We start from the raw sequence: 25,410 nt of genomic DNA, 5'->3' as shown, positions 1-25,410 counted from the left end.
GCGTTTCGTGAGCCCGTTGAAGTTCATCCATCACATGAACTAGAGGAGCTGCCCCAAAAACTCCTGCACGGCATGCCCAGGCCGGAAATTGCCTATGCGCTTGATCTCCCAGTGCAGCCTGATGCCCGAATGTTCGAGCACGCGGGCGCGCACCGTCTCGCCGAGATACTCAAGGTCGTAGCCGGTCGCGGTGCCGGTGTTGATCATGAAATTGCAGTGCATCGGCGACATCTGCGCGCCACCGATCATCAGGCCACGGCACCCCGCCTTGTCGATCTCCTTCCAGGCCGACGTGCCTTCGGGATTCTTGAAGGTCGAGCCGCCGGTCTTCTCGCGGATCGGCTGCACCGTCTCGCGGTGGTTCTGCACTGCGTCCATCGCCGCCTTGATGGTGGCCTTGTCCTCGGCAAAGCCTTCGAACACCGCCGAGGTAAAGATCAGGCCGGCAGGGGCGGACGAATGGCGATAGGCGTAGCCCATGTCAGCGTTGAGCAAGGTATGGACATTGCCCTTGCGGTCGAGAGCGCGCACCTCGACAACGCGCTCGCGCGTCTCGACGCCATTGGCGCCGGCGTTCATCCTCAGCGCGCCACCGATGGCACCGGGAATGCCGTGATAGAAATGGAAGCCGCCAATGCCTGCCTCATAGGCGGCGGCAGCCACGCGCTTGTCGGGCGTGGCGGCCCCTGCCTTGATCCTTATCGGCGACACAATCTCAGCCTCGCCGAAACCCTTGGCCGAAAGCCTGACGACGAAGCCTGGAATACCGCCGTCGCGGACCAGAAGGTTCGAGCCGACGCCGACAATGGTCAGCGGGATCTCTTCGGGAACCGCGCGCAGGAACGCGGCAAGATCTTCCTCGTCCGCCGGCTGGAACAGCGCCTCGGCCAGGCCACCGGCGCGGAACCAGGTGATCTTGTCCATCTCGGCATTCGGCGTCAGGCGGCCGCGCAGGCCGGCAAGCCGGTCGCCGAGTTTGTCGATCAGGGCCTGGCCGTGCATCATGAGGCGGCAAGCTCCTTGGGCAAGGCATAGGCCCATTGGGTGATGTTGCCGGCGCCGAGGAAGACGACGAAATCGCCGGGCTTGGCCAGATCACGGACGATTGGCGCGATAGCGGCCGGCCCCTCTATGTAACGCGCGTCGCGATGGCCACCGGCGCGGATGCGCGAAACCAGCTCATCCGAGGTGACACCGTCGATCGGATCTTCGCCGGCCGCGTAGACCGGCGCCACCATGACGGTATCGGCGTCGTTGAAGCAGGCGGAGAACTCGTTGAACAGATCGTGCAGACGGGTAAAACGATGCGGCTGCGCAATGGCGATGACGCGGCCCTTGGTGGCGCTGCGCGCCGCCTTCAGCACCGCCGAAATCTCGACCGGATGATGGCCGTAATCGTCGAAAACATCGACGCCGTTCCATGAACCGGTCTGGGTGAAACGGCGCTTGACGCCGGCGAAAGACGACAGGCCCTTCTTGATGGCTTCTCCCGATAGGCCGAGCTCATGCGCGACGGCGATGGCGGCGGTGGCGTTGGAGACATTGTGGCGGCCGGGCATCGGCAGCCGCAGGTCCGCTATCGTCTTCTGGCTGCCGGTCTTGCGGTCGCGGATCACCACGTCGAATTCCGAAATGGCACCGGCCATGCGGTGGTTGGTAAAGCGCACATCGGCCTGCGCGTTTTCGCCATAGGTGATGACGCGGCGGTCCTCGATACGGCTGACCAGCGCCTGCACTTCCGGATGGTCGGTGCACATGACGCCGAAACCGTAGAACGGCACGTTCTCGACGAACTGGCGGAACGCCTCGCGCACCTTGTCGAAGCTGCCATAGTGATCGAGATGCTCGGGATCGATGTTGGTGACGACGGCGATATCGGCCGGCAGCTTGAGGAAGGTGCCGTCGCTCTCGTCGGCTTCGACCACCATCCATTCGCCGTCGCCCATGCGGGCATTGGTGCCATAGGCATTGATGATGCCGCCATTGATGACGGTCGGGTCGAGCCCGCCCGCTTCGAGCAGCGTCGCGACCATCGAGGTCGTCGTCGTCTTGCCGTGCGTACCGCCGATCGCCACCGACTGGCGGAAGCGCATCAGCTCGGCCAGCATCTCGGCGCGGCGCACGATGGGCAGCAATTTTTCGCGCGCGGCCTTCAGTTCCGGGTTGGATTTCTTGATCGCCGTCGAAACGACCACCACCTCGGCATCGCCGAGATTCTCGGCCCTGTGGCCGACGAAGCATTCGATGCCCTTGTCGCGCAGCCGCTGGACATTGGCGCTGTCGGCCTGGTCCGACCCTTGCACCTTGTAACCGAGATTGTGCAGCACTTCGGCGATGCCGCTCATGCCGATGCCGCCAATCCCGATGAAATGCACAAGGCCGATGGTCTGCGGCATCTTCATGCGTGCGTCCCCTTCCTGAAATCCGATATCGTTTTGCGGGACGCAATAGCCTCTGTGAGATCGGCGAGCAACCGTGCCGCGTCCGGCCTGCCGGCCGACTTCGCGCCGGCGGCCATCGCCGCCAGCCGCTCGGGATTGTCCATCAGCCCACCAAGGAGAGCCGCGATGCTCTCGGGCGACAACGAGGATTGCGGGTGCACTTCGCCGCCGCCGGCGGCGGCAAGCGCCGCCGCGTTGGCTGCTTGGTCATGGTCGAGCGCATAGGGATAGGGCACCAGCAGCGCGGGCCTGCCGATGACGGCGATCTCCGAGACGGTCGAGGCGCCGGAGCGCGAGATCACCAGATGCGCCGCCGCCATCCGCGCCGCCATGTCGGTGAAGAAGGGCGAGATCTCGACGGCGACGCCAAGGGCGGCATAGGCTGCCTTCACCCGCGCCACGTCGTCGGCGCGCGCCTGCTGGGTGATCACCAGGCGCCGGCGCTGCGCATCGGAAAGCAGCGCGATGGCGCCCGGCATGGCATCGGAAAAGAACTGTGCGCCCTGGCTGCCGCCGAACACCAGCAGGCGGAAAGGCTCCTGCCCCGTCGACACGGCGTAAGGCGTCTTGGCCGCCTCGAGCACCGCGGGCCTGACCGGATTGCCTGTCGTCACCGTCTTGGCGCCGGCGGCACTCGTATCCTGCGGCAGGAAGCCGCCGGCGATGGCATCCACGCGGCCGGCCAGCGCCCGGTTGGCGCGCCCCATCACAGCGTTCTGCTCATGGATCAGCGTCGGCACCTTGCGCCGCGTCGCCGCATAGAGCGGCGGCAGGGTCGGGTAGCCGCCAAAGCCGACAACCGCGTCCGGCTTGATCCTGCCGATGATGGCGGAGGCCTGGCGCACGCCGCGCCAGATTTTCCAGAAGGCGCCAAGCACGGCGATGGGATTTTTCGAGCCCATCGTCGCCGACTGGATCGGATGAATGGCGACAGCCGGAAAATGGCCGGCAAACCGCTCGGCGCGGTCGTCGGTCGCCAGTTGCACCGTCCAGCCGCGCTCGATCAGCTCATGCGCCAGCGCCTCGGCCGGAAACAGATGTCCGCCGGTTCCGCCCGCCGCGAGAAGGATGACACCCCTCGCCATGTCACTCCGCCGGCATGGCGCGCTGCGGCAGGGCGAAGCCCATCTGCTTGCGCTTTTCCGGCCGCTTGCGCGTCAGCGCCAGCACCATGCCCATCGAAATGGCGATGGCGATCTGCGAGGAGCCGCCATAGGAGATGAAGGGCAGCGTCATGCCCTTGGCCGGCACCAGCTGCAGGTTGACGCACATGTTGATGACGGCCTGCAAGCCGAACACGGTGACGAGGCCGCCAACGGCATAGCGGGTGAAATCGTCATGTTCCTTGAGCGCCGTGTTGAGGCCGCGCAGCACGATGAAGGCGAAGATCGACATGATGAAGAAGCACATGATCAGCCCGAATTCCTCGCCCGCGACCGAAAAGACGAAGTCGGCGTGGCTATCGGGGATGACCCGTTTGACGGTGCCCTCGCCCGGTCCGACGCCGAACCAGCCGCCATTGATCAGTGCGTCGCGCCCCATGTCGACCTGGAAGGTGTCGCCTTCGCCGGTGAGGAACTTGTCGATGCGCAACGCGACGTGCGGAAACACCGTGTAGGCGGCAAAGACGCCGCCGACGCCGGCGGCGCCGAGCACGATGATCCACAGCCAGGGCAGCCCGGCCATGAAGAACATGATGCCCCAGGTGCCGGTCGTCAGCATGGTCTGGCCGAGGTCCGGCTGCGCCACCAGCAGCGACACGACAAGCACCAGGAGCAGCATGGCGAACAGATTGCCAGGAATGTCGGGCTGGCGCTTGTGCTCGGCGAACAGCCAGGCGCACATGATGACGAAGGCCGGCTTCAGGAATTCCGACGGCTGGATAGACAGGCCGGCGAGCGAGACCCAGCGCCGCGCGCCCTTCACCTCGACGCCGACATAGAGCACCGCCACCATCAGCACCAGCATCAGGCACAGCATGATCAGCGACATGCGCCGGATCTGCCGGGAATCGAGGAACGAGACGGCCAGCATCACGCCGAGCGCCGGCACGGTGAAGATGATCTGCCTGGTGGCGAAATGGAAACTGTCGAGGCCGATGCGCTCGGCCACCGCCGGGCTGGCGGCGAAGGACAGCACGATGCCGAGTCCCATCAGCGACAGGAACGCCGCCAGGAACCAGCGATCGATCGTCCACCACCAGGTTGCGACAGGACTTTTATCGAGACGGCTCTGCATTATCGTGCCCCTCCGATGGGTTTCACACCCTCGATAGCATTCGCAGCTTGCCTGAAGGCTTCGCCGCGAACTTCGAAATTCTTGAACTGGTCGAAACTGGCGCAGGCCGGCGACAACAGCACCACCACCTCGCCGCTGTCGTCGCTACCCGCGTCCCGCGCCGCATGCTCGACGGCGGCTGCCAGCGTGCCCGATATCTCGTAGGGCACCGCTTCGCCCAGGGTCGCCGAAAAGGCGGGTGCCGCCTCGCCGATCAGATAGGCCTTGGCGATGCGCGGGAAGAAGCCGCGCAGGGGTTCGATGCCGCCTTCCTTGGGCAGGCCGCCGGCGATCCAGTAGATGCGCGGAAAGCTCGACAGCGCCGGTGCCGCCGCATCGGCATTGGTCGCCTTGGAATCGTTGACGAACAGCACATGATCCTTGCGGCCGACCTGCTCCATGCGGTGGGCGAGGCCGGGGAAGCTTTCAAGCCCCGTCTGGATCTCGCCGAGGTCGAGCCCGACTTTCAGGCAAGCGGCGACAGCGGCAAGCGCGTTCTGCGCATTGTGCTGGCCACGCAGAGAGCCGATGCCTTCGAGGAAGGCGACCTTGCTGTAACGGCCGTGCACGGCTTCCATCAGATTGGTGCCGTCGGCGAAATAGCCGTCAGTCAGCGGCAGCCGCTTGGAAATGCGGATGACCTGCCGCCCTGCCCGTTCCAGCCGCTCGGCGATCTGCGCGCACCAGGAATCGTCGATGCCGATGATCGCCGTGTCGCTGCCCGCCACCAGCCGCTCCTTGATCGAGGCGTAGTGCTGCATGGTGCCGTGGCGGTCGAGATGGTCCGGCGTCAGGTTGAGCAGGATGCCGGCCGTCGGGTCGATCGAGGGCGCGAGGTCGATCTGGTAGGACGAGCACTCGACGACATAATGGCGATCGGGCTTCGGCGGATCGAGCGTCATCACCGCACGGCCGATATTGCCTCCCATCTGGGTGTCGCGGCCTGCCGATTTGAGGATATGCGCCGTCAGCGCCGTCGTCGTCGACTTGCCGTTGGTGCCGGTAATGGCGATGAAAGGCGCCGTTGGCGCCTGCAAAATCCGCTCGCGGCAGAAAAGCTCGATGTCGCCGATCACCTCGACACCGGCGCCCTTCGCCAGTTCCACCGTCCAGTGCGGCTTGGGATGGGTCAGCGGCACGCCTGGCGACAGCACGAAGGCAGAAAACTTCGCCCAGTCGGCGCCGCGCAGATCGGCGGTCGCTATGCCCGTCGCGGCCGCCTTGGCGACGCTATCGGGGTTGTCGTCCCAAGCCAGCACCTCAGCGCCGCCCTCGATCAATGCGCGCGCGGTCGCGATCCCCGAGCCACCGAGCCCGAAGAGCGAAACGTGCTTGCCTGCGAAGGATGCGGCGGGGATCAAGGAGGTTTCCTATCTGAGCTTCAGGGTCGATAGGCCGACCAGCGCCAGGATGACGGCGATGATCCAGAATCGGATCACCACCTGGCTTTCGGTCCAGCCGAGCTTTTCGAAATGATGGTGGATCGGCGCCATCAGGAACACGCGCTTGCCGGTCATCTTGAAGTAGCCGACCTGGATGATGACAGAGAAGATCTCGACCACGAACAGGCCGCCGACGATGACCAGCACGATCTCGTGCTTGGTGGCGACCGCGACAGTGCCGATCAGGCCGCCCATGGCCAGCGAGCCGGTGTCGCCCATGAAGATCGCCGCCGGCGGGGCGTTGAACCAGAGGAAGCCGAGGCCGGCGCCGATGACCGAACCCAGCACGACGGCCAGTTCACCGGTGCCGGGGACGAAATGGATCTGCAGATATTCGGCGAACACCGCATTGCCCGAGAGGTAGGCGATGACGCCGAACGACGCGGCGGCGATCATGATCGGAACGATCGCCAGCCCGTCGAGGCCGTCGGTCAGGTTCACCGCGTTGCCGGCGCCGACGATGACGAAGCAGGAGAACGGAATGAAGAACCAGCCGAGATTGATGATTAATTCCTTGGCGAAGGGGAATGTCAGCGATGACGAGAACGGAGCCTGGCCGTTGTGCATGATCACCCACGCGGCGATGCCGGCGATCACGAATTCGAGCGCCAGCCGCGCCTTGCCGGAGAAGCCGAGATGCGACTGCTTGGTCACCTTCAGATAGTCGTCATAGAAGCCGATCGAACCGAAGCCCAGAGTCACCAGCAGCACCACCCAGACATAGATGCTCGACAGGTTCGCCCATAAAAGCGACGAGCCGATGATGCCCGACAGGATCATCAGCCCGCCCATGGTCGGCGTGCCGGCTTTCTTGAAATGCGTCTGCGGTCCGTCGGCGCGGATCGGCTGGCCCTTGCCTTGCCTGAGCCGCAGGGAATTGATGATGGTCGGCCCGAAGATGAAGACGATCAGCGCCGAGGTGATCAACGCTCCGCCGGTGCGGAACGTGATGTAGCGGAAGACATTGAAGACCGAGATCTTGTCCGCGAAATCGACCAGCAGTGTAAACATGCGCTCTCGTCCCCGACTTGACCTAGGTAAGTTTGCTGGTTGTCGTTTCAGCCGGGAACTTGCCCAGCAGCGCATCGACCAATTTTGCAAAACCGATGCCCTTCGACGATTTGATCATCACCACGTCGCCCGGCTTCAGCGCGGCAAGCAGCACCGGCTTCAGCTCCTCGGCGCCACTGCGGTATTCCGTCTTGATATCGCCCGGCAGCGCTTCCGCCAGTGCCCGCATTTCCGGACCGCCGAGAAAAACCGTCCGCGTGCCGGTGCCGACGATGAGATCGGCAAGGGCGGCATGCAGCTTGGCCGAATGGTCGCCGAGTTCGAGCATGTCGCCAAGCACCGCGATGCGGCGCCCCTCGCCCGTCACCGGCGTCGCGTTGAGCAGCGCCATGGCGGCGCCCATCGAAGCCGGATTGGCGTTATAGCTCTCGTCGATCAGCGTGATCGGCCCGGGGTGGCTTGAAGTCGAGCCACCGGGATGGCGCAGCACATGGCGTTTGCCGCGGCCGCGCTCGGCCGAGAGATCGACCAGCGCCAATGCCACCTTGTCGAGATCGGCGCCCACCAGTTGCGCCGCGCCCAGCACCGCCAGCACGTTCTGCACCATGTGCCGGCCGGGCGCGCCGATACGGGCGATCATGTCATGGCCGCCGATCCGCGCCGCGATATCGGAATGGTCGGCATGCAATTCGCATTTGGTGAGCTTGAAGGTCGCGCGCGCATTCTCGCCAAAGCCGTAGACATGCTCGACGCCGGCGGCATGCGCCATCTTGTCGAGAAGCTTGAAACGCGCATCGTCGCGGTTGAGGACGGCAGCGCCTCCAGGTTCCAGCCCTTCGAAAATCTCGGCCTTGGCCTTGGCGATCTCGTCGAGATTGCGGAAGAAGCCGAGATGCGCGGCCGCGATCATGGTGACGATGGCGACATGCGGCCTAACCATCTTCACCAGCGGCCGGATCTCGTCGGGATGGTTCATGCCGATCTCGAACACCGCATAATCGCAATCATCCGGCATGCGCGCCAGCGTCAGCGGCACGCCCCAATGGTTGTTGAACGACTGCGCCGAGGCATGCACCTTGCCGACCGCCGACAGCACGTGGCGCAGTGCTTCCTTGGTGGTGGTCTTGCCGGCCGAACCGGTCACCGCGATGATCTTCGCCTGGGAGCGCGTCCGTGCCGCGACGCCCAGCTTTTCCAATGCCACCAGCACATCCTCGACGACGATGATCGGCGCCGTCAGCCGGCCAAGCGACGGTAATTTGCCCTCGGCGACGACCAGCACGCCGGCACCTGCCTTGATGGCCGCGGTGACGAAGTCGTGGCCGTCCATCGCCTCGCCCTTGATGGCGAAGAAGGCATCACCCGGCTGCAGGCTGCGGCTGTCGATCGAAATGCCGGATATGCCCTCGGGCATAGGGCCGAGCGGCCGCCCATCCATGGCGGCAACCAGCGCCTCGGAGGTCCACAGCAAACTCATGCGGCACGCTCCCTGAGCGCGGCGCGAACTTCCTCGTGGTCCGAAAAATGCAGGGTCTCGGCGCCGATGGTCTGGCCCTCCTCATGACCCTTGCCGGCCACGATCAGCGTGTCGCCGGCATGCAGCATGCCGACAGCCTCATGGATCGCCTTGCGCCGGTCGCCGATCTCGATGGCGCGGGGAGCCGCGGCCATGATGGCGGCGCGGATCGTCTCCGGCGCTTCGGAGCGCGGATTGTCGTCGGTGACGATGACGACATCGGCAAGCCGGGTCGCGATCTCGCCCATGATCGGTCTTTTGCCCCGATCGCGGTCGCCACCGCAGCCGAACACGACCATGACACGGCCGGTGGTGAACGGCCGTACCGAGGCCAGCACATTTTCCAGCGCGTCCGGCTTGTGGGCGTAGTCGACATAGACCGGAGCACCGCCGGCGGTGGTGCCGACGAGGTCGAGCCTGCCCGGCGCGCCCTTCAGTTTCTCCAATGCCATCAGGGCCTTGGCGACGGGTGTTCCCGTCGAAATAGCAAGTCCCGCCGAAACCAGTGCATTCGAAATCTGGAAATCGCCGGCCAGAGGCAGGTCGATTTCGTAAAGCACGCCCTCGGCCTCGACTTCCGCGCGCTGGCGATGGCGTTCGTGCTCGACCCGCTTCAGCGTGAGGAAATCGCCATGCCGTCCGACCGTCAGCACCTTGAGCCCGGCTGCCTTCGCCGCCTGGATCGTCGGCGCCGACCACGGATCGTCCGCAAAAATGACCGCCGGCGCGCCTTTCGGCAGCAGCGTGTCGAACAGGCGCAGTTTGGCGCGATGATAGTCCTCGACCGTCGGATGGTAGTCCATGTGGTCGCGGCCAAGGTTGGTGAAGCCGCCGGCGGCGAGTTTCACGCCATCGAGCCGGCGTTGGTCGAGCCCGTGGCTCGAAGCTTCCATCGAGGCGTGGGTCACGCCGGCATCGGCCAGTTCGCTCAGCAACTGGTGCAAGGCGACCGGATCGGGCGTGGTCAGCGAGCCGTACTCGTTACGGCCTGGCGCGACCACGCCGGTGGTGCCGATGGAGGCCGCTGCATAACCCACCTGCTCCCAGATCTGCCTGGTGAAGGCCGCGACTGAGGTCTTGCCGCTGGTGCCGGTGACCGCGACCATGGTCGACGGCTGCTTGCCGAAATAACGGGCGGCACTCAACGCCAGCGCCAGGCGAGGATCATCGACCGCCAGCACCGGAACCTGCAGCCCGCCAACCGCACTGCCCTTGCCTGTCACGATCGCAAGCGCGCCACGCCTGGCGGCGTCGGCGGCATATGCCGCGCCATCGGCCTTGGTTCCGGCAAGCGCAAAAAAGACGACGCCAGGTTTTACCTGGCGGGAATCGGATGAAATACCCGCAACCTCCAGATCGGCGGAAGCTGTTCCTTCGACTGGCAGGATACCGGCTAGATCTCTGAGCTTCATCGAGTCCCGTTCACCGCAACAAAATAGCGCGCAGTTGCCGGCGCGCCCCAAGAATCACTGATAGGAAACCAGCGTTGCACCATTTTCATGGCTGAAATCTGGCTTCACGCCAAGCATGGCGGCGGAACGCCTGATGATATTGCCGGCCATGACCCCCGCATTGTTGGCCGCGACGTCGGTCATCCCGGGCTTTTCCGGATGCGGGGCGTCGGCGATCGTAAACACCAGGTATTGCGGATCGTCCATCGGGAAGGCGGCGACGAACGTGTTGAAATTCAAGTCCTTGGAGTAGCGGCCGTTGATCACCTTCTCGGCCGTTCCGGTCTTGCCGCCAACGCGGTAGCCGGGGACCCTGGCGTTTCTGGCGGAGCCCTTCTCGGCGTTGAGCGAATAGAGGTAGCGCATGCCCTCGACCGTTTTTTCGCTGACCACTTTCTTGGCAATCGCCATCGCTTCCTCCTGCGTGCGCACCAGGAAGGTCGGATTCATCAGATAGCCGCCATTCATCAACGCCGCGCAGCCGACCGCCGCCTGCAGCGGCGTCGTCGATACGCCATGGCCGAAGGCGATCGTGAACGAGTTGACCTGTTTCCAGACCTTCGGTTCTGTCGGGCGGGCGACTTCCGGCAGTTCGGTCTGCATCCTCTCCAGGATGCCAAGGCGATGCAGGAATTCCCGGTGTCCCTCAATGCCGACCAGTTCGGCCTCCCTGGCCGACCCGATGTTGGACGAATAGAGGAACACCTCCGGCAGCGACAGCACTCGGTTCTTGCCGTGGAAATCGTGAATGGCCTGATGCCCGACCCGGATCGGATGCGAGGCATCGAAGCGGCTGTTCATCGTCGCCTTGCCGGAATCGAGCGCCATGGCCGAGGTGAAGCTCTTGAAGGTCGAGCCCATCTCATAGAGGCCCGCCGACATCCGGTTCAGCCGGTCCTTTTCCTGTGCATTGTAGGGATTGTTCGGATCAAAATCCGGGACCGAGGCCATGGCCACTACTTCCCCGGTCTTGACGTTGATCACGACGGCGCCGGCACCGATGGCGCGATAGCGCTCCAGGCCGGCGGCGATCTCGTCGCGCACCACATGCTGGACGCGCAGATCGATCGACAGCTTCACCGGCTTGAGATCCTTGGCCACCGCCAGGCCCGACGCCTGCAGGTCGCTCAGGCCCTGCTCGTCGATATACTTCTCCATGCCGGAGATGCCTTGGTTGTCGATATTGGTCAGCCCGACAATGTAGGACGAGGTTTCGCCGCTCGGATAGAAGCGGCGCTTCTCCGTGCGGAAGCCGAAGCCGGGAATGCCGAGCTGCATGATGTCGGCCTGCTGCTTGGGCGTCAGCTGACGCTGCAGCCAGACGAAGCCGGCGCCGCTCTTCAGCTTGTGGTAGGTCTGCTCGTAATCGATCTCGGGCAGCACGGTCTGCAGCTTCTCGATCGCTTCGTCGGCATCGACGATGCGGCGCGGCTCCGCGAACAGCGATGCCGTCTTGATATCGGTCGCCAGCACTTCGCCGTTGCGGTCGACAATGTCGGGTCGCGAGGCGGTGATCCGGCTCTGCGGGCCGCCCGACAGATCAGGCGTCTGGAAGCCGAGATAGACCAGCCGCCCCGAAATGGTCGAGAAGATGCCGAAGAACACGGCCATCGTCATCACGATGCGCGCCTTGCCCTTGCCGCCGGTCGCCTTGCGGGCGCCTTCGACGACGATCGACCCGTCTTCACCTGTCCTGGCGCGGCGCTTCAGCAGTTTGCCGATCATTGGGCGATGCCTCCGGTCACCACGGGATCCTTGTCGCCAGACGGCGCCTTGTCGGAATTGTCGGCCATGCTGTCCTGGCGTCCCTTCAGGATGTCCTGAATTTCCAGGGCCTTGGCCGGCAGGTCCCCCAGGCCGACGATCTGGCGCCCACTGACCGGCTCCAGCGCGAGCTGCGACTTGTAGAGTTCGGCGAGCTTCTGCAGCCGCGATGGCTGGGTGAGCAGGCTCCAGTCGGCCTTGAGCAGGTCGATCGTCTCCTCCTCATAGCGTATCTGGTTGTGGATCTTCTGCACCGCTGCCAACTGGTCTTCGGCCTCGCGCTTGGTCTTGTAGGTCAGGGCCGCCGCCGAAACCATGACGGCGATCAGGACAATGTCGCTGGTACGGAACACGTGCTTACCTCTCCCCCGGCAGATCGATGCCGGGAAGCTTTGGGAGACCGAAAATCGAAAAATCGCCGGCGCGCGCCGGTGCCTCGGTGCGGATCGCCGCGCGCAGCCTGGCCGAGCGGGAACGCGGATTGGCGGCGACCTCGGCATCGCCTGCCGTCACGCCGCCGCCAGCCTTGCGAAAGGTCGCGGTGCGCGCCTGCGCCTCGGGCATGTGGCGCGAACCGGTCATGGCGTCGGCACGGTCGGCAATAAAGCGCTTGACGATGCGGTCTTCCAGCGAATGAAACGTCACCACCACGAGCCGTCCGCCCGGCTTCAGCGCGCGTTCGGCCGCAAACAGCGCCTTGGCCAGTTCGCCAAGCTCATCGTTGACGTAGATGCGCAGCGCCTGGAAAACGCGGGTCGCCGGATGGATCTTGTCCTTCGGCGCGCGGCCGATATGCGTCTCGATGGCGTCGGCCAGTTCCAGGGTGCGCTCGAACGGCTTCTTTTCGCGGCGCGCCTCGATCATGCGGGCGATGCGCCCGGCGTGGCGCTCCTCGCCGAGGAAGCCGAAGATGCGAGCAAGATCGCCTGGTTTGAAGCTGTTGACGACGTCGGCGGCGCTCAAGCCCGCCTGCGCCATGCGCATGTCGAGCGGCCCATCATTGCGGAACGAAAACCCGCGCTCGGCCTGGTCGAGCTGCATCGAGGACACGCCAATGTCGAGCACGACGCCATCAGCGCCTTCGACATGCTCATCCAGCGTCGAGAACGGCGCCTGCACCAGCTTCAGCCGGCCGCCCGATTGGGCCTCGAGATCGCGCCCGGCGGTGATGGCGTCGGGATCGCGATCGATGGCGACGACGGAAGCGCCGGCCGCCAGGATGGCCCTGGTGTAGCCGCCGGCGCCGAACGTACCGTCGATGATGATATCGCCCGCCGCCGGCGCCAGCGCCTCGATCACTTCGCCAAGGAGGACCGGAATGTGGCGGACCGGTCCGCCAACGGCGTTGATGTCATCGCCGTGGCCCGCCGTCATTCCGGTCGCTCCCCAGCCTTGGCCTCGTGAGCCTTCGTCCCCTGCCGAAGCTGCAACAGCCTGGCACGCGCCTGCGCCCCATAGGCCGCAAGCCGTCCCGGCTCCCAGATCTGAAAGAAATTGCCGCGCCCGACAAAGGCCACCTCCGCCGAGATGCCGGTATGTTCGCGAATGAAATCGCTCATCGTGATGCGGCCGTCCTGGTCGAGTTTCAGGAAGGTTCCATCGCCATGGCAGAAGAACGACATGTCGTCCGCCGTCTGCAGGAACGGGTCCTCGAGCGCAATGCGCTGCTCGTAGCGGTCGAGCAGGTCGAGCCCGCCGACATCCATCGCCGGCAGGTCCAGGCAACGCAGCGCATAGAGTTCCGAATAGCCGCGCTTCTGCACGACGGCGCGGAAATGCGCCGGAACGGACACGCGCCCCTTCGCATCGATCCTGCTCACCGTGTTCGACAGAAACCGGTCCATTAAACGCTACAGCCGCTTGCGCCGCCGCACCCCTCTTCATCGTCGTGCACGCGCCGCCGCAGCGCGTTCCCTGCCCCGCATCAGCCCCGCCCGCATGGGCAAAAACCGGCAAACGCGCAGCCGCCGCGGCTGCCCGATTGGCGTACGCTTTACCCTGACGCGGAACGAAGGCTTTGATGTCGAAATGGGATATCATGGGGCACTATGGGCGTCAACGGGAATGGGCTTCACAAACACACGCGCCGCGACCAATCGGAGCAGCCGTTACGGCACGTCTCGTCTTTATGATCCATTAAGCCTAACGAAGCGTTTAGAGCCCTCTGGCCCAAAAGACCCGGCTTGCCGTCGATCACCCGCGCGCATAGCGTCGAGCGACGTCTTCCGCTGAGATAACAAGGATCGAGCTCATGTCCGAGACGGCAAAGTCACGCGCCGCCGAACTTTCCCATTTGCGCAGCCGCGATTTCGCCAATGGCGACCCGATCCCCTTGCCGCTGACCATGGCCTCGATCTTCCACACGCCGGGCGTCGAGAGCGGGATCGACCAATATGGCCGTTACGACAACCCCACCTGGCGCGCCGTGGAACATGTGCTCGGCCATCTGGAAGACGCGCAATGCGTGAGCTTTCCCTCTGGAATGGGTGCAATTTCCGCGGTGTTTTTCGCGCTCCTGAAATCGGGCGACCGCGTGCTCCTGCCCGCGGACGGTTATCATGCCACGCGCGCAATGGCCGAACGCTTCCTGAAACCGTTCGGCATAGTGTGCGAAACCAGGCCGACGCCGCCCCTCCTTGATGGCGGCTTCGAAGGCTATTCGCTGGTTTTCGTCGAAACCCCGTCCAACCCGCGGCTGGACATCTGCGATATCGCGGCGGTCGCCAAGGCTGTCCACGAACAGGGCGGGATTCTTGTCGTGGATAACACGACGATGACGCCATTCGGCCAGCGTCCGCTCGATTTCGGCGCCGATGTCGTTGTCTCCGCCGACACCAAGGCGGTCAACGGCCACTCGGACGTGCTGTTCGGCCATGTCGCCAGCCGCAATGCCGACATCATCACCAAGGTGACAGACTGGCGCGCAATGGCCGGCGGCATTCCCGGGCCGTTCGAAGCCTGGCTGGTGCATCGTGGCCTCGAAACGCTTGAGGTCCGCTTCGACCGCATGTGCTCGTCGGCCGACACGATCGCGCAACGGCTGAAGGAGCATCGCGCGGTCACTGGCCTGCGTTTTCCCGGCCTGAATGGCGACCCGTCGCACAACCTCGCCCGCGTCCAGATGGAGCGCTTCGGCTTTCTCATCTCCTTCGAGCTCGCTTCGGAGCAGAAGGCCGAAGATTTCATCAACAATTGCCAACTGATAGAGGCCGCGACCTCCTTTGGCGGCGTCCACACTTCGGCCGAGCGGCGCATGAAGCGAGGCGATGCGGTTGCACCCGGATTTGTGCGCCTTTCGATCGGCTGTGAACCGGTGGAAGAGCTTTGGAGAGCCATCGAGAAGTCGCTGGACAGGGTCAGCGGCTGACCGGGTCGATCACGGCCCGAGGTCGTCCAAAGCGATGCAACGTCAATAAATCCCACCGTCGTTCAAGCGCTTCCACGAGGTAAACTGCCGCTCGCGGATCATGGCTGGCAATATAGTCACCGATGCTTTCGAGATCGGCCACCGCCTGTGGAACCAGGCGGTATTTCACTCGTCAAAGCCTTTGGTGCCGGCCATCGTCAGATATTTGGCGCGCAACCTGTCCATGATCGGCTGGCCGTCGTGCCCCGGCCCGCTGTCAATGCCTTCCTGCACCAGCTTGCGCAGTTCCTCGAGCGTATAGCCGAAGAGATCGCGCCGGTCCTTCCATTGCCTGAGCGCATCGCGGATCACCTCGCTCGCCGAGGCATATTCGCCGGCGGCGACCACATCGTCCACCGCTTGCGCCAGTTCCGGCGACAGCGTGATGCTGCGTTTGTCGACCTGTCCCATGATAGGCTCCCGATATTGATTTGGAACCAAGGTACGATTTAATCGCACCAGCTTCAAGCAACGAACGACTACCGGCCTATGGTGCGGAGCAGCTGAACCAGCCTGAATCGACAGGCGCGCCCGAGGGCGCAACCTGCTGATCTCAAAGGATTTCGCCATCGCGGAGAAACTGCCAGCTGGCCTGTAAGCCGGGTTCTGTATGGCCCTCGCCCCTTGCGGCACGAGAACGTGGCGGCCATTCATCTTGGGCGCATGTTGCCATGCGCCTCACGCAACCTACCCGGACGGTGAGCCGGAAACAGCCCTCGAGGGTTTCCCCTCGCACCGCCCCTATTCGGTTTTGCTCCCGGTGGGGTTTACCGTGCCGCTCCTGTTGCCAGTCGCGCGGTGGGCTCTTACCCCACCCTTTCACCCTTACCCCGACAAAGTCGTGGCGGTTTGCTTTCTGTGGCACTTTCCCTGGGGTCGCCCCCGCCGGCCATTAACCGGCACCGTGTCTCCATGGAGCCCGGACTTTCCTCACTCGCGGCCTTTCGGCGTTTGCGAGTGCGGCCGCCCAGCCAGCTGGCAAGGCGTATAAAGGGGTTCAGCCGAGAAAACGCAAATGAAAAAGCCGGCTTGTCCGCCGGCTCTCACAACATGCGATCAAAGCGCCGCCATCTGCACCTTGACCTTGCTGCAATAGGCGGCGGACACCGGGTTCATCCGTGTCGCGCCATGGCCGGCATTGTATTTCAGGATCGTACCGCAGGTGGTGCCGCCGCCCAGATCCCGTGCCATGGCAAGATACTTCATGCCGTATTTGATGTTGGTGTCGGGGTCGAACAGTCCCTTGGCCGAACCGTTGTAGCCCATCATCCGCGCCGTCGCCGGCTTGATCTGCATCAGGCCGATCTCGCCGGCGCCGCCGACCATGTTCGGCCGGTAGTTGCTCTCGATCTTGATAACGGCATTAGCCAGCGAGACTGGAACGCCGTAGCTTGCCGCATAGCGGGCAACGATCGCCGAATACTGGCCGCTGCTGGCCACCGCCGCGGTTGACGCGGCAACATTCCTGAGCCCGATCGATGCCGTTGTCGTCATGTCGACCGTTTTGCGGCCGCGCTTCGTCTGCCTCTTGGATTTCGTCGCCTTGGTCCAGCTGGCCTTTTCCACCTTCGCGGAAGCCTGCTTCGTTGCCTTCGCACTCCTGCTGCTTTTGGCCGAAATGGCCTTGCCCTTGGCGGTCGCCACGACGAGCCCCTGGTCGGCCCGGGGGCTCAACGATGCGGCGTCAGCCGCACTGAAGGCAAAAGTCATTACGCCGGCAGCAAGAGCTGCCGTTACAACGGTCAATTTCTGCATGTGATCCTGTTCTGTCTGGACCGCGCGAAGATTTTCGCGCGGTGCGGCTTAATCAATATCGAAACATCCGAGGGGCTGGATGTCCGACAAACTGTACGGATTGCCGTTTGAAGTTCGAATTGGCGCCAATGAAGGCGAGGCAAGTCACTTTGAGTGACAGTTTGTAACCTGACAGCGGAAAAACATTACTTGAGCAGCGCCTTGACCTGGGTCAGCGGCTCACGGAGGCAAGCAACCCTCGCAGCGTGCGCATCGTCGACCCGTCGGCCAGCCCGTCGACCCGGCGGGGCCGGAAATGCCGCTGGAAGGCCTCGACGACGATCCGTGTCTGATCGTCGAAAATCCCCGATATCTCGACACCATAGCCGTAGAGCGCCAGCATCGACTGCAGTGCCTCGACATCGGCGCCATTGTCGCCGGGCCTCAGCGCGGCTCCGCGCCGGATGGGTGCAGCTGGTACGAGATGGCCGACGCCGGCCTCGAACAGTGCCGCCCACGGGAACTTCTCGCCCGGATCGATCTTGCGCCCCGGTGCGACGTCGGAATGCGCAAGCACGCGCGTAGCGAGGATCTCATGCCGACCGGCAATCCCCTTGCATAGGCCGATCACCGCATCGATCTGGCGCCGGGGGAAGCCGGGATAGCCCAGCGAATGGCCGGGATTGACGATCTCGATCCCGACCGAGCAGGAATTGATGTCGGTGCGTCCGAACCAGGAACTCTTGCCGGCGTGCCAGGCGCGGTCACTTTCCCTGACCATCTGCACGATGTGGCCATTCTCATGAACCAGATAGTGCGACGAGACTTCGCTCGACGGATCGCACAGCCACGCCTCCGCCCCGGTGCCCGTCGCCATGCCAGTATAGTGCAGCACGATCATGTCGGGCTTCAGCGTGTCGCGCCTTGGCCCGAAATTCGGCGATACCCTGACCTCGGCGCTCGGCTCGTCGGGCAGGAAGCCGCTCATGCGTGCCGCAGGCCCCGCTCGATCATTTCATAGGCGGCGTTGATCGCCGCGACCCTGGTCGTCGCGATCTTGATGAATTCCTGCGGCAGGCCGCGCGCGATCAGCCGGTCCGGATGGTTGTCGGACACCAGCTTGCGATACCGCTTCTTCACCTCTTCGAACGGCTTGCCGCGCTCGATGCCGAGCACGACATAGGGGTCGCCGGCGCCGAGGTTGACGTGCCGTGCCAAGATGGCTTCGTAATGCGCCTCGTCGATGCGGAAGATCTCTGCGATACGATGCAGGAAGATGCCTTCGCCCTCATGCACCACCCCGTCGGCCTTGGCGATGTGGAACAGCCCGTCGAGTATGTCTTCCAGCATCACACAGTTCGAATGCCCGGAGCCGCACATCTGCGCCATGCGCTCGGCATAGGTCTCGAACCCGGCCACATCCCTCTGGGCGAGATCGAACAACCGGGCCACGTTGCGCGTCTCTCTCGGCGGCACCTCGAATATTTCCTGGAAAGCGCGCACCTCGTCCTGGGTGACGATGCCGTCGGCCTTGGCCATCTTGGCCGAAAGCGCGATCATCGCCACCGAGAAAGCGACGCGGCGGCGCAGGTCCGCATCGCCCGAGAAAACCGTGCGCACGGCCTCAACGACTTCGGCAACGCCCGACGTCGCCGAAGATGATACCCGTGTGATAAACTCGCCGAGGCGGTCCCAAATCGACATGGCCCGCTTCATAGAGCCAACCGGTCCCCGCTATCAAGCCAATAACGGCCGCCGCGGCGCGCGAACGGTCTCCATGATCGCCATGCAAGAAAGGGCCGGCGAGACGCCAGCCCTTTCCTCTCAAGACACTCTTACTGCTTTACAAACTACTGCGCGGGCGCAGGAGCGGGCGTTGCCGGAGCCGGCTCGGCAGGCTTGGTCGAATTGTTGGCAGGTGCGGCAGGCTTCATCGGCTGCTCCGCGGCCGGCGGATTGGTGCTCTGCGTGGTGGTCTTGTCAGTGCCCGAACCACTGTCGCTGCAGGCCGCGACGCCGAGCAGGGCAAGAGCTGACACGGAAGCCAGAATGAGCTTTTTCATAACATCTCTCCTTCAACACACGCTCACGTTGCAGTGAACGGTCGAAAGGAAAATGCACCAAGCGGTCATGAGTTTCGTAACGTTGCGTTTCCGCATGTAACATCAACGGGATACGTTGCTGCCGGCGCGGCGGCGCATTAACAACGGAACCGGAAACGAAAAATGCCGGAGACATCAGCCATGGCCGCGAAATGGGATTTCTGGATCGACCGCGGCGGCACCTTCACCGATGTCATCGGCCGTGACCCGCAAGGCGAACTGCATCCGCGCAAGCTGCTTTCGGAGAACCCCGAAGCCTATGCAGATGCCGCCATCCAAGGCATCCGCGACCTGCTCGGCCTGGAACCGGGCGCTGCCATCCCGTCCGGGCTGATCGGCGACATCAAGATGGGCACCACGGTCGCCACCAACGCGCTTCTGGAGCGCAAGGGCGACCGCGTGCTCCTGCTCATCACCAAGGGGTTTCGCGATGCGCTGAACCTCGCCTACCAGGCGCGGCCCGACATTTTCGCCAAGGAGATCATCCTTCCCGAGCAGCTCTATGAGCGCGTCATCGAAATCGACGAGCGCGTGCTCGCCGATGGCTGCGTCGAACGGCTGCTCGACATCGCCGCATGCCGGCCGGCGATCGAGCAGGCGAAGGCCGACGGCATCGATGCCGTCGCCATAGTCTTCATGCATGCCTGGAAATACCCCGATCACGAGAAGGCGGTGGCAAAAGTTTGCCGCAAGCTCGGCTTCGGCCAGGTCTCGGTCAGCCACGAGGTCTCGCCGCTGATCAAGCTGGTCGGCCGCGGCGATACCACGGTGGTCGACAGCTATCTCTCGCCCATCCTGTCGCGCTATGTACAAAGGGTTGGCCAAGAACTTGGGGTCCTCTCCCCCCTCGAGGGGGGTGAGGAGCGGTTGGCCGAAGGCCAAGAAAAAGCCAACGATTTGGCTTTTTCAGCGACGAATGCCAGGAGCCATAGCGAAAGGCAGGCCGCAAAGCCGACAGACGGGGTCATCTCGGAAGGCACCGCCAGAACGTCGCACCCAGTCGAACCGACCCCACCCGGCGACTTCGCCGCCACCCTCCCCTCGAGGGGGAGGGAAAGTCCCCATCTCATGTTCATGATGTCCTCCGGCGGCCTCACCGCCGCCGACATGTTCCAGGGCAAGGATGCGCTGCTGTCGGGTCCGGCCGGCGGCGTCGTTGGCATGGTCGAGACCGCCAGGCTCGCCGGTTTCGACAAGGTCATCGGCTTTGACATGGGCGGCACCTCTACCGATGTCGCCCATTATGATGGCGAGTATGAGCGCGCCTTCGACACCGAAGTCGCTGGCGTGCGCGTGCGCGCGCCGATGATGCGCATCCACACCGTCGCCGCCGGTGGCGGCTCCATCCTGCATTACGAGGCCGGCCGTTTTCGCGCCGGGCCGGACTCCGCCGGCGCCAATCCCGGTCCCGCCGCCTACCGGCGTGGCGGCCCGCTCGCCGTCACCGACGCCAATGTGATGCTCGGCAAACTGCAGCCCGATTTCTTCCCGGCGATCTTCGGTCCCGGCCAGGACCAGCCGCTCGACGTCGCGACCGTGCGCGCAAAATTCGCGGCACTGGCCGACCAGATCGGCGACGGCCGCTCGCCGGAAGCGGTTGCCGAGGGCTTCATCACCATCGCCGTCGAGAACATGGCCAACGCCATCAAGAAGATTTCCGTGCAGCGCGGCTACGACGTCACCGAATATCTGCTCAATTGCTTCGGCGGTGCCGGCGGCCAGCACGCATGTCTGGTCGCCGATGCGCTCGGCATGGAAGCTGTGCTGATCCATCCCTTCTCAGGCCTGCTTTCGGCCTATGGCATCGGGCTTGCATCTGTCTTTGCTTCGCGCCAGCAGGCGATGCTCAAGCCGCTTGCCGAAGGATCCAGAGCCGAGATCGGCAGCCTCATCGCCATCTTGAAAAAAGCCGTCATCGCCGAACTCTCGGCGCAGGGCATAGCCGAGGACGCGGTTGCCACCAAGCCAGTGCTGCACATCCGCTACGACGGCACGGACACGACCCTGCCGGTGAATTTCGAAAGTGACTCGATTTTCCAGGCAAAGCGCGATTTCGAAATCGCCCACAAGGCGCAATTCGGCTTCGTCTATGACGACAAGCCGATGATCGTCGAGACGGTCGGCGTCGAAGGCATCGAAACCGGCGAAAGCAGCGCCGAAGCCCATGCGCCCGCCGGACCCGCCAGGATTGAAGCTGGCGCTTCGGGGACGCGCCGCATCTACACCGAAGGCCGGTGGCATGAAGCGGGCATCCATCGTCGCGAGAACCTGCGCCCATCCAATCTGGTCGGGGGCCCCGCTCTCATCATCGAGCCCAACCAGACCATCGTCGTCGAGCCGGATTGGCAGGCCGAAATCACGAACCTCAACCACGTCGTGATCCGCCGAACGGCAAGGAAAGCGCGCACTGCCCCCCTCGGCACATCAGCCGATCCGGTCATGCTCGAAGTCTTCAACAACCTCTTCATGTCGATCGCCGAGCAGATGGGCGTGACGCTGCAGAACACCGCCTACTCCGTCAACATCAAGGAAAGGCTGGATTTTTCCTGCGCCGTCTTCGACCACACCGGGGCGCTGGTGGCCAACGCCCCGCACATGCCGGTACACCTCGGCTCGATGGACCGCTCGGTCGAAACCATCATCCGGCTGAACTCCGGCGACATCCATCCAGGCGACGTCTTCGCCTTGAACGCCCCCTACAATGGCGGCACGCATCTGCCTGACATTACGGTCGTGACGCCGGTCTTCGACGACGGCAAGGAAAAGATCCTGTTCTGGGCAGCCTCGCGCGGCCACCATGCCGATATTGGCGGCACTGCTCCCGGCTCGATGACGCCGCTTGCCACCACGGTCGACGAGGAAGGCGTGCTCTTCGACAATTTCCGCATCGTCGACCGCGGCAAATTCCGGGAAAAAGAGCTGCATGCACTGCTCACCGACCATCGCTACCCGGCCCGCAACCCGCACCAGAACATTGCCGACCTCAAGGCCCAGATCGCCGCCAACGAGAAAGGCGTCGCCGAATTGCGCAAGATGGTCACGCATTTCGGTCTCGATGTCGTCGAGGCCTATATGGGTCACGTCCAGGACAACGCCGCCGAAAGCGTGCGCCGCGTGATCGAGCGGCTGCCGGACACATCGGCCTATGAATATCCCACGGACACCGGCCAGGTTATCAAGGTGAAGATATCGGTCGACCGGCAAAAGCGCGAGGCGACGGTCGACTTCACCGGCACATCGCCTGTCATGAAGAACAATTTCAACGCGCCGGAGCCCGTAGCCCGTGCGGCAGTGCTCTACGCCTTCCGCGTCATGGTCGAGGACATGATCCCGATGAATGCCGGGTGCCTCAGGCCAATCAACATCATCATTCCCGACGGCTGCATGCTGAAGCCCGCCTACCCTGCCGCCGTCGTTGCCGGCAATGTCGAGACCTCGCAGCATGTCACCAATGCGCTGTTCGGCGCCATGGGCGCCATGGCCAATGCGCAGGGAACGATGAACAATCTGACCTTCGGCAACAGCAAGTACCAGTACTACGAGACGATCTGCTCCGGCTCGCCGGCCGGCCGCATGAACTCCGGCCGCGGCTTTGCCGGCACCTCCGGCGTCCACACCCACATGACCAATTCGCGCCTCACCGATCCCGAAGTGCTGGAACTGCGCTTTCCCGTGGTGCTCGAGGATTTCCACATCCGCGAAGGATCCGGCGGCAAGGGCCGCTGGAATGCCGGCGACGGCACCAAACGCACCATCCGGTTCCTCGAAAAGATGGAATGCGCCATCCTCTCCTCGCATCGCAACCGCCCGCCGCAGGGACTGGACGGGGGCGGCGACGGCGAGGTCGGCTCGACCAAGGTCCGCCGCAAGGATGGCACGATCGATGTGCTGAAGGCGTGCGACCAGACGGTACTCGATGCCGGTGAAGCGGTGATCCTTACGACGCCGACACCGGGCGGGTTTGGACACGCCTGAGCAGGCTTCGAGAATTTGCTGCGGCGAGTAAGGTTACGTGGCTTTCGAGAAACGGAGCGGAGCGGACAGTGAACTCCGTGAGCACCGGAAGCGCAGCAAGCCGCGTCAGATGACCGCCGCAGTAGAATTATCGGTGCCTCCGACTGTCACCGGCCTGTCATGACCCTGGGTTACCCGCTTGCGCCAGAGCAAATGGGGAATCACTTTGTCATGACGGACGTCTCCTCGGACCTGGTTTTTCGCCGCGGCAAGGAAGTTGGAAAGGCCGTCTACCAGAACCGCGCGCTGTCGAAAGCGGGCATCTCCGAGCGGCTGTTCGCCTTCCTGTTTTCCGGCCTCGTCTATCCGCAGATCTGGGAAGACCCCGATGTCGACATGGAGGCCATGCAGCTTGGCGCCAGTCATCGGGTCGTCACGATCGCGTCCGGCGGCTGCAACATCCTGGCCTACCTCACCCGCTCGCCGGCTCGGATCGACGCCGTCGATCTCAACGCCGCGCATATCGCGCTGAACCGCATGAAGCTGGAGGCGGTGCGCCGCCTGCCCTCGCAGGGCGATCTGTTCCGCTTCTTCGGCGCCGCCGACACCAGCCACAATTCGGAAGCCTATGACCGTTTCATCGCACCGCATCTCGATCCGGTCAGCCGCCACTATTGGGAGCGCCGCAACTGGCGCGGCCGCCGGCGCATCGGCGTCTTCGACCGCAACTTCTACCAGACCGGACTGCTTGGCCTGTTCATCGCCATGGGCCACCGCGCGGGCAAGTTCTTCGGCGTCAACCCGGCCCGCATGATGGAAGCCAGGAACATCGGCGAGCAGCGCCGTTTCTTCAACGAAGAGCTGGCGCCGGTCTTCGACAAGAAGCTCTTGAAATGGGCGACCTCGCGCAAGGCCTCGCTGTTCGGCCTCGGCATTCCGCCGGCGCAGTACGATTCGCTGATCACCTCCGGCGACGGCACCATGGTCAGCGTGCTGAAAGCGCGGCTGGAAAAGCTCGCTTGCGATTTTCCCCTTGAAAACAATTACTTCGCCTGGCAGGCCTTCGCCCGCCGCTATCCAGAACCCGGCGAAGCCGCCCTGCCCGCCTACCTGGAAAAGCAGAACTACGACACCATCCGCGGCAATATCGACCGCGTCGCGATCCACCATGCCAATCTGATCGAATTCCTCGCCGGCAAGGATGCCGGCACCGTCGACCGCTTCATCCTGCTCGACGCGCAGGACTGGATGACCGATGACCAGCTCAACGCGCTATGGTCGGAAATCACCCGCACCGCCTCGACCGGCGCCCGCGTCATCTTCCGCACCGCCGCCGAGCCCAGCCTGCTGCCGGGCCGTGTCTCGACCTCGCTGCTCGACCAGTGGGACTATCAGAAGGAGGCATCGCGCGACTTCTCGGCCCGCGACCGCTCAGCCATCTATGGCGGCTTCCACCTCTATGTGAAGCGCGCCGCATGAGCACGACCGAGCTGCCGGCCAGCCCCGAATTCAAGGCCAACCATGCCGAACTGATGGACGGCGTCTACCGCTGGCAGCGCCACATCTACGACCTGACCCGCAAATACTATCTGCTTGGGCGCGACCGATTGATCGAGGGGCTGGATGTGCCGCCCGGCGGTACGGTACTGGAACTCGGCTGCGGCACCGGCCGCAACATCGTGCTCGCCGCCCGCCGCTACCCCGATATCAGCTTCTTTGGCCTCGACATCTCGGCCGAAATGCTGGAGACGGCCGCCAAGGCGATAGACCGCGAAGGCCTGTCCGGCCATGTACTCCTGGCAGGGGGCGACGCCACCGACTTCAACGCCAAGGCGCTGTTCGGCCGTGACGGCTTTGACCGCGTGTTCGTGTCCTACTCGCTGTCGATGATCCCGGGCTGGGAAAAGACCGTCTCGGCGGCATTGGCCTTGTTGTCGCCGGGCGGGTCGCTGCACATCGTAGACTTCGGCCAACAGGAAGGCCTGCCGCGCTGGTTCCGCTCCCTGCTGCGCGGCTGGCTCAAAAAATTCCACGTCGCACCGCGCTCAACCCTACGCGAAGTTCTTGAATCGGAATCGCGGCGAACCGGCTCAACCTTCCGTTTTCGCACGCTTTATCGCGGTTATGCCTGGCTGGCCGTCATCAAACCTAGCCTTTGACGCCAAACGCTCAGGATGCTCAGCGGTCTCATCGCCGCTATTTTACGCAATGGACCAACTCTTCGCTCGATCGAGAGGCTAGCCCAGGCGTCCTGTCAACCTAAGGAGCGGCCGGCTTCCCGTTGAGAAGCAAGTTGCAGAATGACCCAAGGA

Annotated in this window: 22 protein-coding genes and 1 other RNA gene; 4 read left to right on the top strand and 19 right to left on the bottom strand. The window is 63.9% G+C overall.

The window, feature by feature from the left end:
- Positions 1 to 39: 39 nt before the first annotated feature.
- The 12 genes from murB to mraZ are packed head-to-tail and all read right to left on the bottom strand — an operon-like array spanning position 40 to position 13,746.
- The gene (gene murB, locus A3AU_RS0100940) at positions 40 to 1,005 is read right to left on the bottom strand and encodes a UDP-N-acetylmuramate dehydrogenase (protein WP_027051106.1); all 966 of its coding nucleotides are present in this window, start codon (positions 1,003 to 1,005) and stop codon (positions 40 to 42) included.
- Entirely contained in the window at positions 1,002 to 2,402 is a 1,401-nt protein-coding gene (gene murC / locus A3AU_RS0100935) for a UDP-N-acetylmuramate--L-alanine ligase (protein WP_027051105.1), read from the bottom strand. The genes murB and murC overlap by 4 nt, the downstream gene beginning before the upstream one ends.
- On the bottom strand, positions 2,399 to 3,526 hold the full coding sequence (murG, locus tag A3AU_RS0100930; RefSeq protein ID WP_027051104.1) for an undecaprenyldiphospho-muramoylpentapeptide beta-N-acetylglucosaminyltransferase: 1,128 nt from the start codon (positions 3,524 to 3,526) through the stop codon (positions 2,399 to 2,401). Before murG ends, murC begins: the two co-directional genes overlap by 4 nt.
- A gap of 1 nt (position 3,527) precedes the next feature.
- The gene (ftsW, locus tag A3AU_RS0100925) at positions 3,528 to 4,679 is read right to left on the bottom strand and encodes a putative lipid II flippase FtsW (RefSeq protein ID WP_027051103.1); all 1,152 of its coding nucleotides are present in this window, start codon (positions 4,677 to 4,679) and stop codon (positions 3,528 to 3,530) included.
- Positions 4,679 to 6,079 carry a UDP-N-acetylmuramoyl-L-alanine--D-glutamate ligase gene (gene murD, locus A3AU_RS0100920; RefSeq protein WP_027051102.1) on the bottom strand — a complete coding sequence of 467 codons (1,401 nt, stop codon included), beginning with the start codon at positions 6,077 to 6,079 and terminating at the stop codon, positions 4,679 to 4,681. Before murD ends, ftsW begins: the two co-directional genes overlap by 1 nt.
- A 9-nt stretch (positions 6,080 to 6,088) precedes the next feature.
- Complete coding sequence (gene mraY / locus A3AU_RS0100915) at positions 6,089 to 7,171, bottom strand: phospho-N-acetylmuramoyl-pentapeptide-transferase (protein WP_027051101.1); 1,083 nt, start codon at positions 7,169 to 7,171, stop codon at positions 6,089 to 6,091.
- Positions 7,172 to 7,193: 22 nt separating this feature from the next.
- The gene (locus tag A3AU_RS0100910; protein WP_027051100.1) at positions 7,194 to 8,648 is read right to left on the bottom strand and encodes a UDP-N-acetylmuramoylalanyl-D-glutamyl-2,6-diaminopimelate--D-alanyl-D-alanine ligase; all 1,455 of its coding nucleotides are present in this window, start codon (positions 8,646 to 8,648) and stop codon (positions 7,194 to 7,196) included.
- On the bottom strand, positions 8,645 to 10,099 hold the full coding sequence (locus A3AU_RS0100905; protein ID WP_027051099.1) for a UDP-N-acetylmuramoyl-L-alanyl-D-glutamate--2,6-diaminopimelate ligase: 1,455 nt from the start codon (positions 10,097 to 10,099) through the stop codon (positions 8,645 to 8,647). The genes A3AU_RS0100910 and A3AU_RS0100905 overlap by 4 nt, the downstream gene beginning before the upstream one ends.
- Positions 10,100 to 10,153: 54 nt before the next feature.
- Positions 10,154 to 11,863, bottom strand: a complete 1,710-nt coding sequence (locus A3AU_RS0100900; RefSeq protein WP_027051098.1) for a peptidoglycan D,D-transpeptidase FtsI family protein — start codon at positions 11,861 to 11,863, stop codon at positions 10,154 to 10,156.
- A complete protein-coding gene (ftsL, locus tag A3AU_RS0100895; RefSeq protein ID WP_027051097.1) occupies positions 11,860 to 12,255 on the bottom strand; it encodes a cell division protein FtsL in 396 nt (131 codons plus the stop codon). Before ftsL ends, A3AU_RS0100900 begins: the two co-directional genes overlap by 4 nt.
- A gap of 4 nt (positions 12,256 to 12,259) precedes the next feature.
- A complete protein-coding gene (gene rsmH, locus A3AU_RS0100890) occupies positions 12,260 to 13,276 on the bottom strand; it encodes a 16S rRNA (cytosine(1402)-N(4))-methyltransferase RsmH (protein ID WP_027051096.1) in 1,017 nt (338 codons plus the stop codon).
- Complete coding sequence (gene mraZ, locus A3AU_RS0100885; protein ID WP_027051095.1) at positions 13,273 to 13,746, bottom strand: division/cell wall cluster transcriptional repressor MraZ; 474 nt, start codon at positions 13,744 to 13,746, stop codon at positions 13,273 to 13,275. The genes rsmH and mraZ overlap by 4 nt, the downstream gene beginning before the upstream one ends.
- A 407-nt stretch (positions 13,747 to 14,153) precedes the next feature.
- Between mraZ and A3AU_RS0100880 the strand changes: the two genes are divergently transcribed.
- Positions 14,154 to 15,269, top strand: coding sequence for a cystathionine gamma-lyase (locus A3AU_RS0100880; protein WP_027051094.1), 1,116 nt, complete (start codon positions 14,154 to 14,156; stop codon positions 15,267 to 15,269).
- Here the strand turns inward: A3AU_RS0100880 and A3AU_RS1000000137485 are convergent.
- The 7 genes from A3AU_RS1000000137485 to A3AU_RS0100855 form a co-directional block, all read right to left on the bottom strand.
- On the bottom strand, positions 15,259 to 15,438 hold the full coding sequence (locus A3AU_RS1000000137485; protein WP_081709406.1) for a type II toxin-antitoxin system RelE/ParE family toxin: 180 nt from the start codon (positions 15,436 to 15,438) through the stop codon (positions 15,259 to 15,261). The two genes, A3AU_RS0100880 and A3AU_RS1000000137485, sit on opposite strands and share 11 nt — an antisense overlap.
- Positions 15,435 to 15,719, bottom strand: a complete 285-nt coding sequence (locus tag A3AU_RS01000000134805) for a type II toxin-antitoxin system ParD family antitoxin (RefSeq protein WP_051355253.1) — start codon at positions 15,717 to 15,719, stop codon at positions 15,435 to 15,437. Before A3AU_RS01000000134805 ends, A3AU_RS1000000137485 begins: the two co-directional genes overlap by 4 nt.
- A gap of 168 nt (positions 15,720 to 15,887) precedes the next feature.
- Positions 15,888 to 16,287, bottom strand: an RNA gene (gene rnpB, locus A3AU_RS1000000137195) — RNase P RNA component class A.
- Between the two features lie 77 nt (positions 16,288 to 16,364).
- Entirely contained in the window at positions 16,365 to 17,063 is a 699-nt protein-coding gene (locus tag A3AU_RS0100870) for a lytic transglycosylase domain-containing protein (RefSeq protein ID WP_027051093.1), read from the bottom strand.
- Positions 17,064 to 17,274: 211 nt separating this feature from the next.
- Positions 17,275 to 18,030 (bottom strand): peptidoglycan recognition protein family protein, encoded by a 756-nt coding sequence (locus A3AU_RS0100865; RefSeq protein ID WP_027051092.1) that lies wholly within the window; start codon positions 18,028 to 18,030, stop codon positions 17,275 to 17,277.
- The gene (locus A3AU_RS0100860) at positions 18,027 to 18,746 is read right to left on the bottom strand and encodes a J domain-containing protein (RefSeq protein ID WP_027051091.1); all 720 of its coding nucleotides are present in this window, start codon (positions 18,744 to 18,746) and stop codon (positions 18,027 to 18,029) included. Before A3AU_RS0100860 ends, A3AU_RS0100865 begins: the two co-directional genes overlap by 4 nt.
- 146 nt (positions 18,747 to 18,892) lie before the next feature.
- Entirely contained in the window at positions 18,893 to 19,105 is a 213-nt protein-coding gene (locus A3AU_RS0100855) for a hypothetical protein (RefSeq protein ID WP_027051090.1), read from the bottom strand.
- Between the two features lie 180 nt (positions 19,106 to 19,285).
- On the opposite strand from A3AU_RS0100855, the gene A3AU_RS0100850 reads away from it, so the two are divergent.
- The 3 genes from A3AU_RS0100850 (at position 19,286) to A3AU_RS0100840 (ending at position 25,257) form a co-directional block, all read left to right on the top strand.
- On the top strand, positions 19,286 to 23,119 hold the full coding sequence (locus tag A3AU_RS0100850; protein WP_027051089.1) for a hydantoinase B/oxoprolinase family protein: 3,834 nt from the start codon (positions 19,286 to 19,288) through the stop codon (positions 23,117 to 23,119).
- Between the two features lie 159 nt (positions 23,120 to 23,278).
- On the top strand, positions 23,279 to 24,577 hold the full coding sequence (locus tag A3AU_RS0100845) for a BtaA family protein (RefSeq protein WP_027051088.1): 1,299 nt from the start codon (positions 23,279 to 23,281) through the stop codon (positions 24,575 to 24,577).
- Entirely contained in the window at positions 24,574 to 25,257 is a 684-nt protein-coding gene (locus tag A3AU_RS0100840; protein ID WP_027051087.1) for a class I SAM-dependent methyltransferase, read from the top strand. Before A3AU_RS0100845 ends, A3AU_RS0100840 begins: the two co-directional genes overlap by 4 nt.
- Positions 25,258 to 25,410 lie beyond the last annotated feature (153 nt).

The sequence above is a fragment of the Mesorhizobium erdmanii USDA 3471 genome (genome assembly GCF_000472705.1).
Taxonomy (GTDB): domain Bacteria; phylum Pseudomonadota; class Alphaproteobacteria; order Rhizobiales; family Rhizobiaceae; genus Mesorhizobium; species Mesorhizobium erdmanii.
The sequence above is the reverse complement of the archived record's forward strand: the minus strand, read 5'-3'. Positions and strand labels throughout refer to the sequence as shown.

Excerpts from the sequence above, each read along its gene's own strand:
- murB (WP_027051106.1), bottom strand. The coding sequence starts at position 1,005 with ATGATGCACGGCCAGGCCCTGATCGACAAACTCGGCGACCGGCTTGCC.
- murC (WP_027051105.1), bottom strand. The coding sequence starts at position 2,402 with ATGAAGATGCCGCAGACCATCGGCCTTGTGCATTTCATCGGGATTGGC.
- murG (WP_027051104.1), bottom strand. The coding sequence starts at position 3,526 with ATGGCGAGGGGTGTCATCCTTCTCGCGGCGGGCGGAACCGGCGGACAT.
- ftsW (WP_027051103.1), bottom strand. The coding sequence starts at position 4,679 with ATGCAGAGCCGTCTCGATAAAAGTCCTGTCGCAACCTGGTGGTGGACG.
- mraY (WP_027051101.1), bottom strand. The coding sequence starts at position 7,171 with ATGTTTACACTGCTGGTCGATTTCGCGGACAAGATCTCGGTCTTCAAT.
- A3AU_RS0100910 (WP_027051100.1), bottom strand. The coding sequence starts at position 8,648 with ATGAGTTTGCTGTGGACCTCCGAGGCGCTGGTTGCCGCCATGGATGGG.
- A3AU_RS0100905 (WP_027051099.1), bottom strand. The coding sequence starts at position 10,099 with ATGAAGCTCAGAGATCTAGCCGGTATCCTGCCAGTCGAAGGAACAGCT.
- A3AU_RS0100900 (WP_027051098.1), bottom strand. The coding sequence starts at position 11,863 with ATGATCGGCAAACTGCTGAAGCGCCGCGCCAGGACAGGTGAAGACGGG.
- rsmH (WP_027051096.1), bottom strand. The coding sequence starts at position 13,276 with ATGACGGCGGGCCACGGCGATGACATCAACGCCGTTGGCGGACCGGTC.
- mraZ (WP_027051095.1), bottom strand. The coding sequence starts at position 13,746 with ATGGACCGGTTTCTGTCGAACACGGTGAGCAGGATCGATGCGAAGGGG.
- A3AU_RS0100880 (WP_027051094.1), top strand. The coding sequence starts at position 14,154 with ATGTCCGAGACGGCAAAGTCACGCGCCGCCGAACTTTCCCATTTGCGC.
- A3AU_RS01000000134805 (WP_051355253.1), bottom strand. The coding sequence starts at position 15,719 with ATGGGACAGGTCGACAAACGCAGCATCACGCTGTCGCCGGAACTGGCG.
- A3AU_RS0100870 (WP_027051093.1), bottom strand. The coding sequence starts at position 17,063 with ATGCAGAAATTGACCGTTGTAACGGCAGCTCTTGCTGCCGGCGTAATG.
- A3AU_RS0100865 (WP_027051092.1), bottom strand. The coding sequence starts at position 18,030 with ATGAGCGGCTTCCTGCCCGACGAGCCGAGCGCCGAGGTCAGGGTATCG.
- A3AU_RS0100860 (WP_027051091.1), bottom strand. The coding sequence starts at position 18,746 with ATGTCGATTTGGGACCGCCTCGGCGAGTTTATCACACGGGTATCATCT.
- A3AU_RS0100855 (WP_027051090.1), bottom strand. The coding sequence starts at position 19,105 with ATGAAAAAGCTCATTCTGGCTTCCGTGTCAGCTCTTGCCCTGCTCGGC.
- A3AU_RS0100850 (WP_027051089.1), top strand. The coding sequence starts at position 19,286 with ATGGCCGCGAAATGGGATTTCTGGATCGACCGCGGCGGCACCTTCACC.
- A3AU_RS0100845 (WP_027051088.1), top strand. The coding sequence starts at position 23,279 with ATGACCCTGGGTTACCCGCTTGCGCCAGAGCAAATGGGGAATCACTTT.
- A3AU_RS0100840 (WP_027051087.1), top strand. The coding sequence starts at position 24,574 with ATGAGCACGACCGAGCTGCCGGCCAGCCCCGAATTCAAGGCCAACCAT.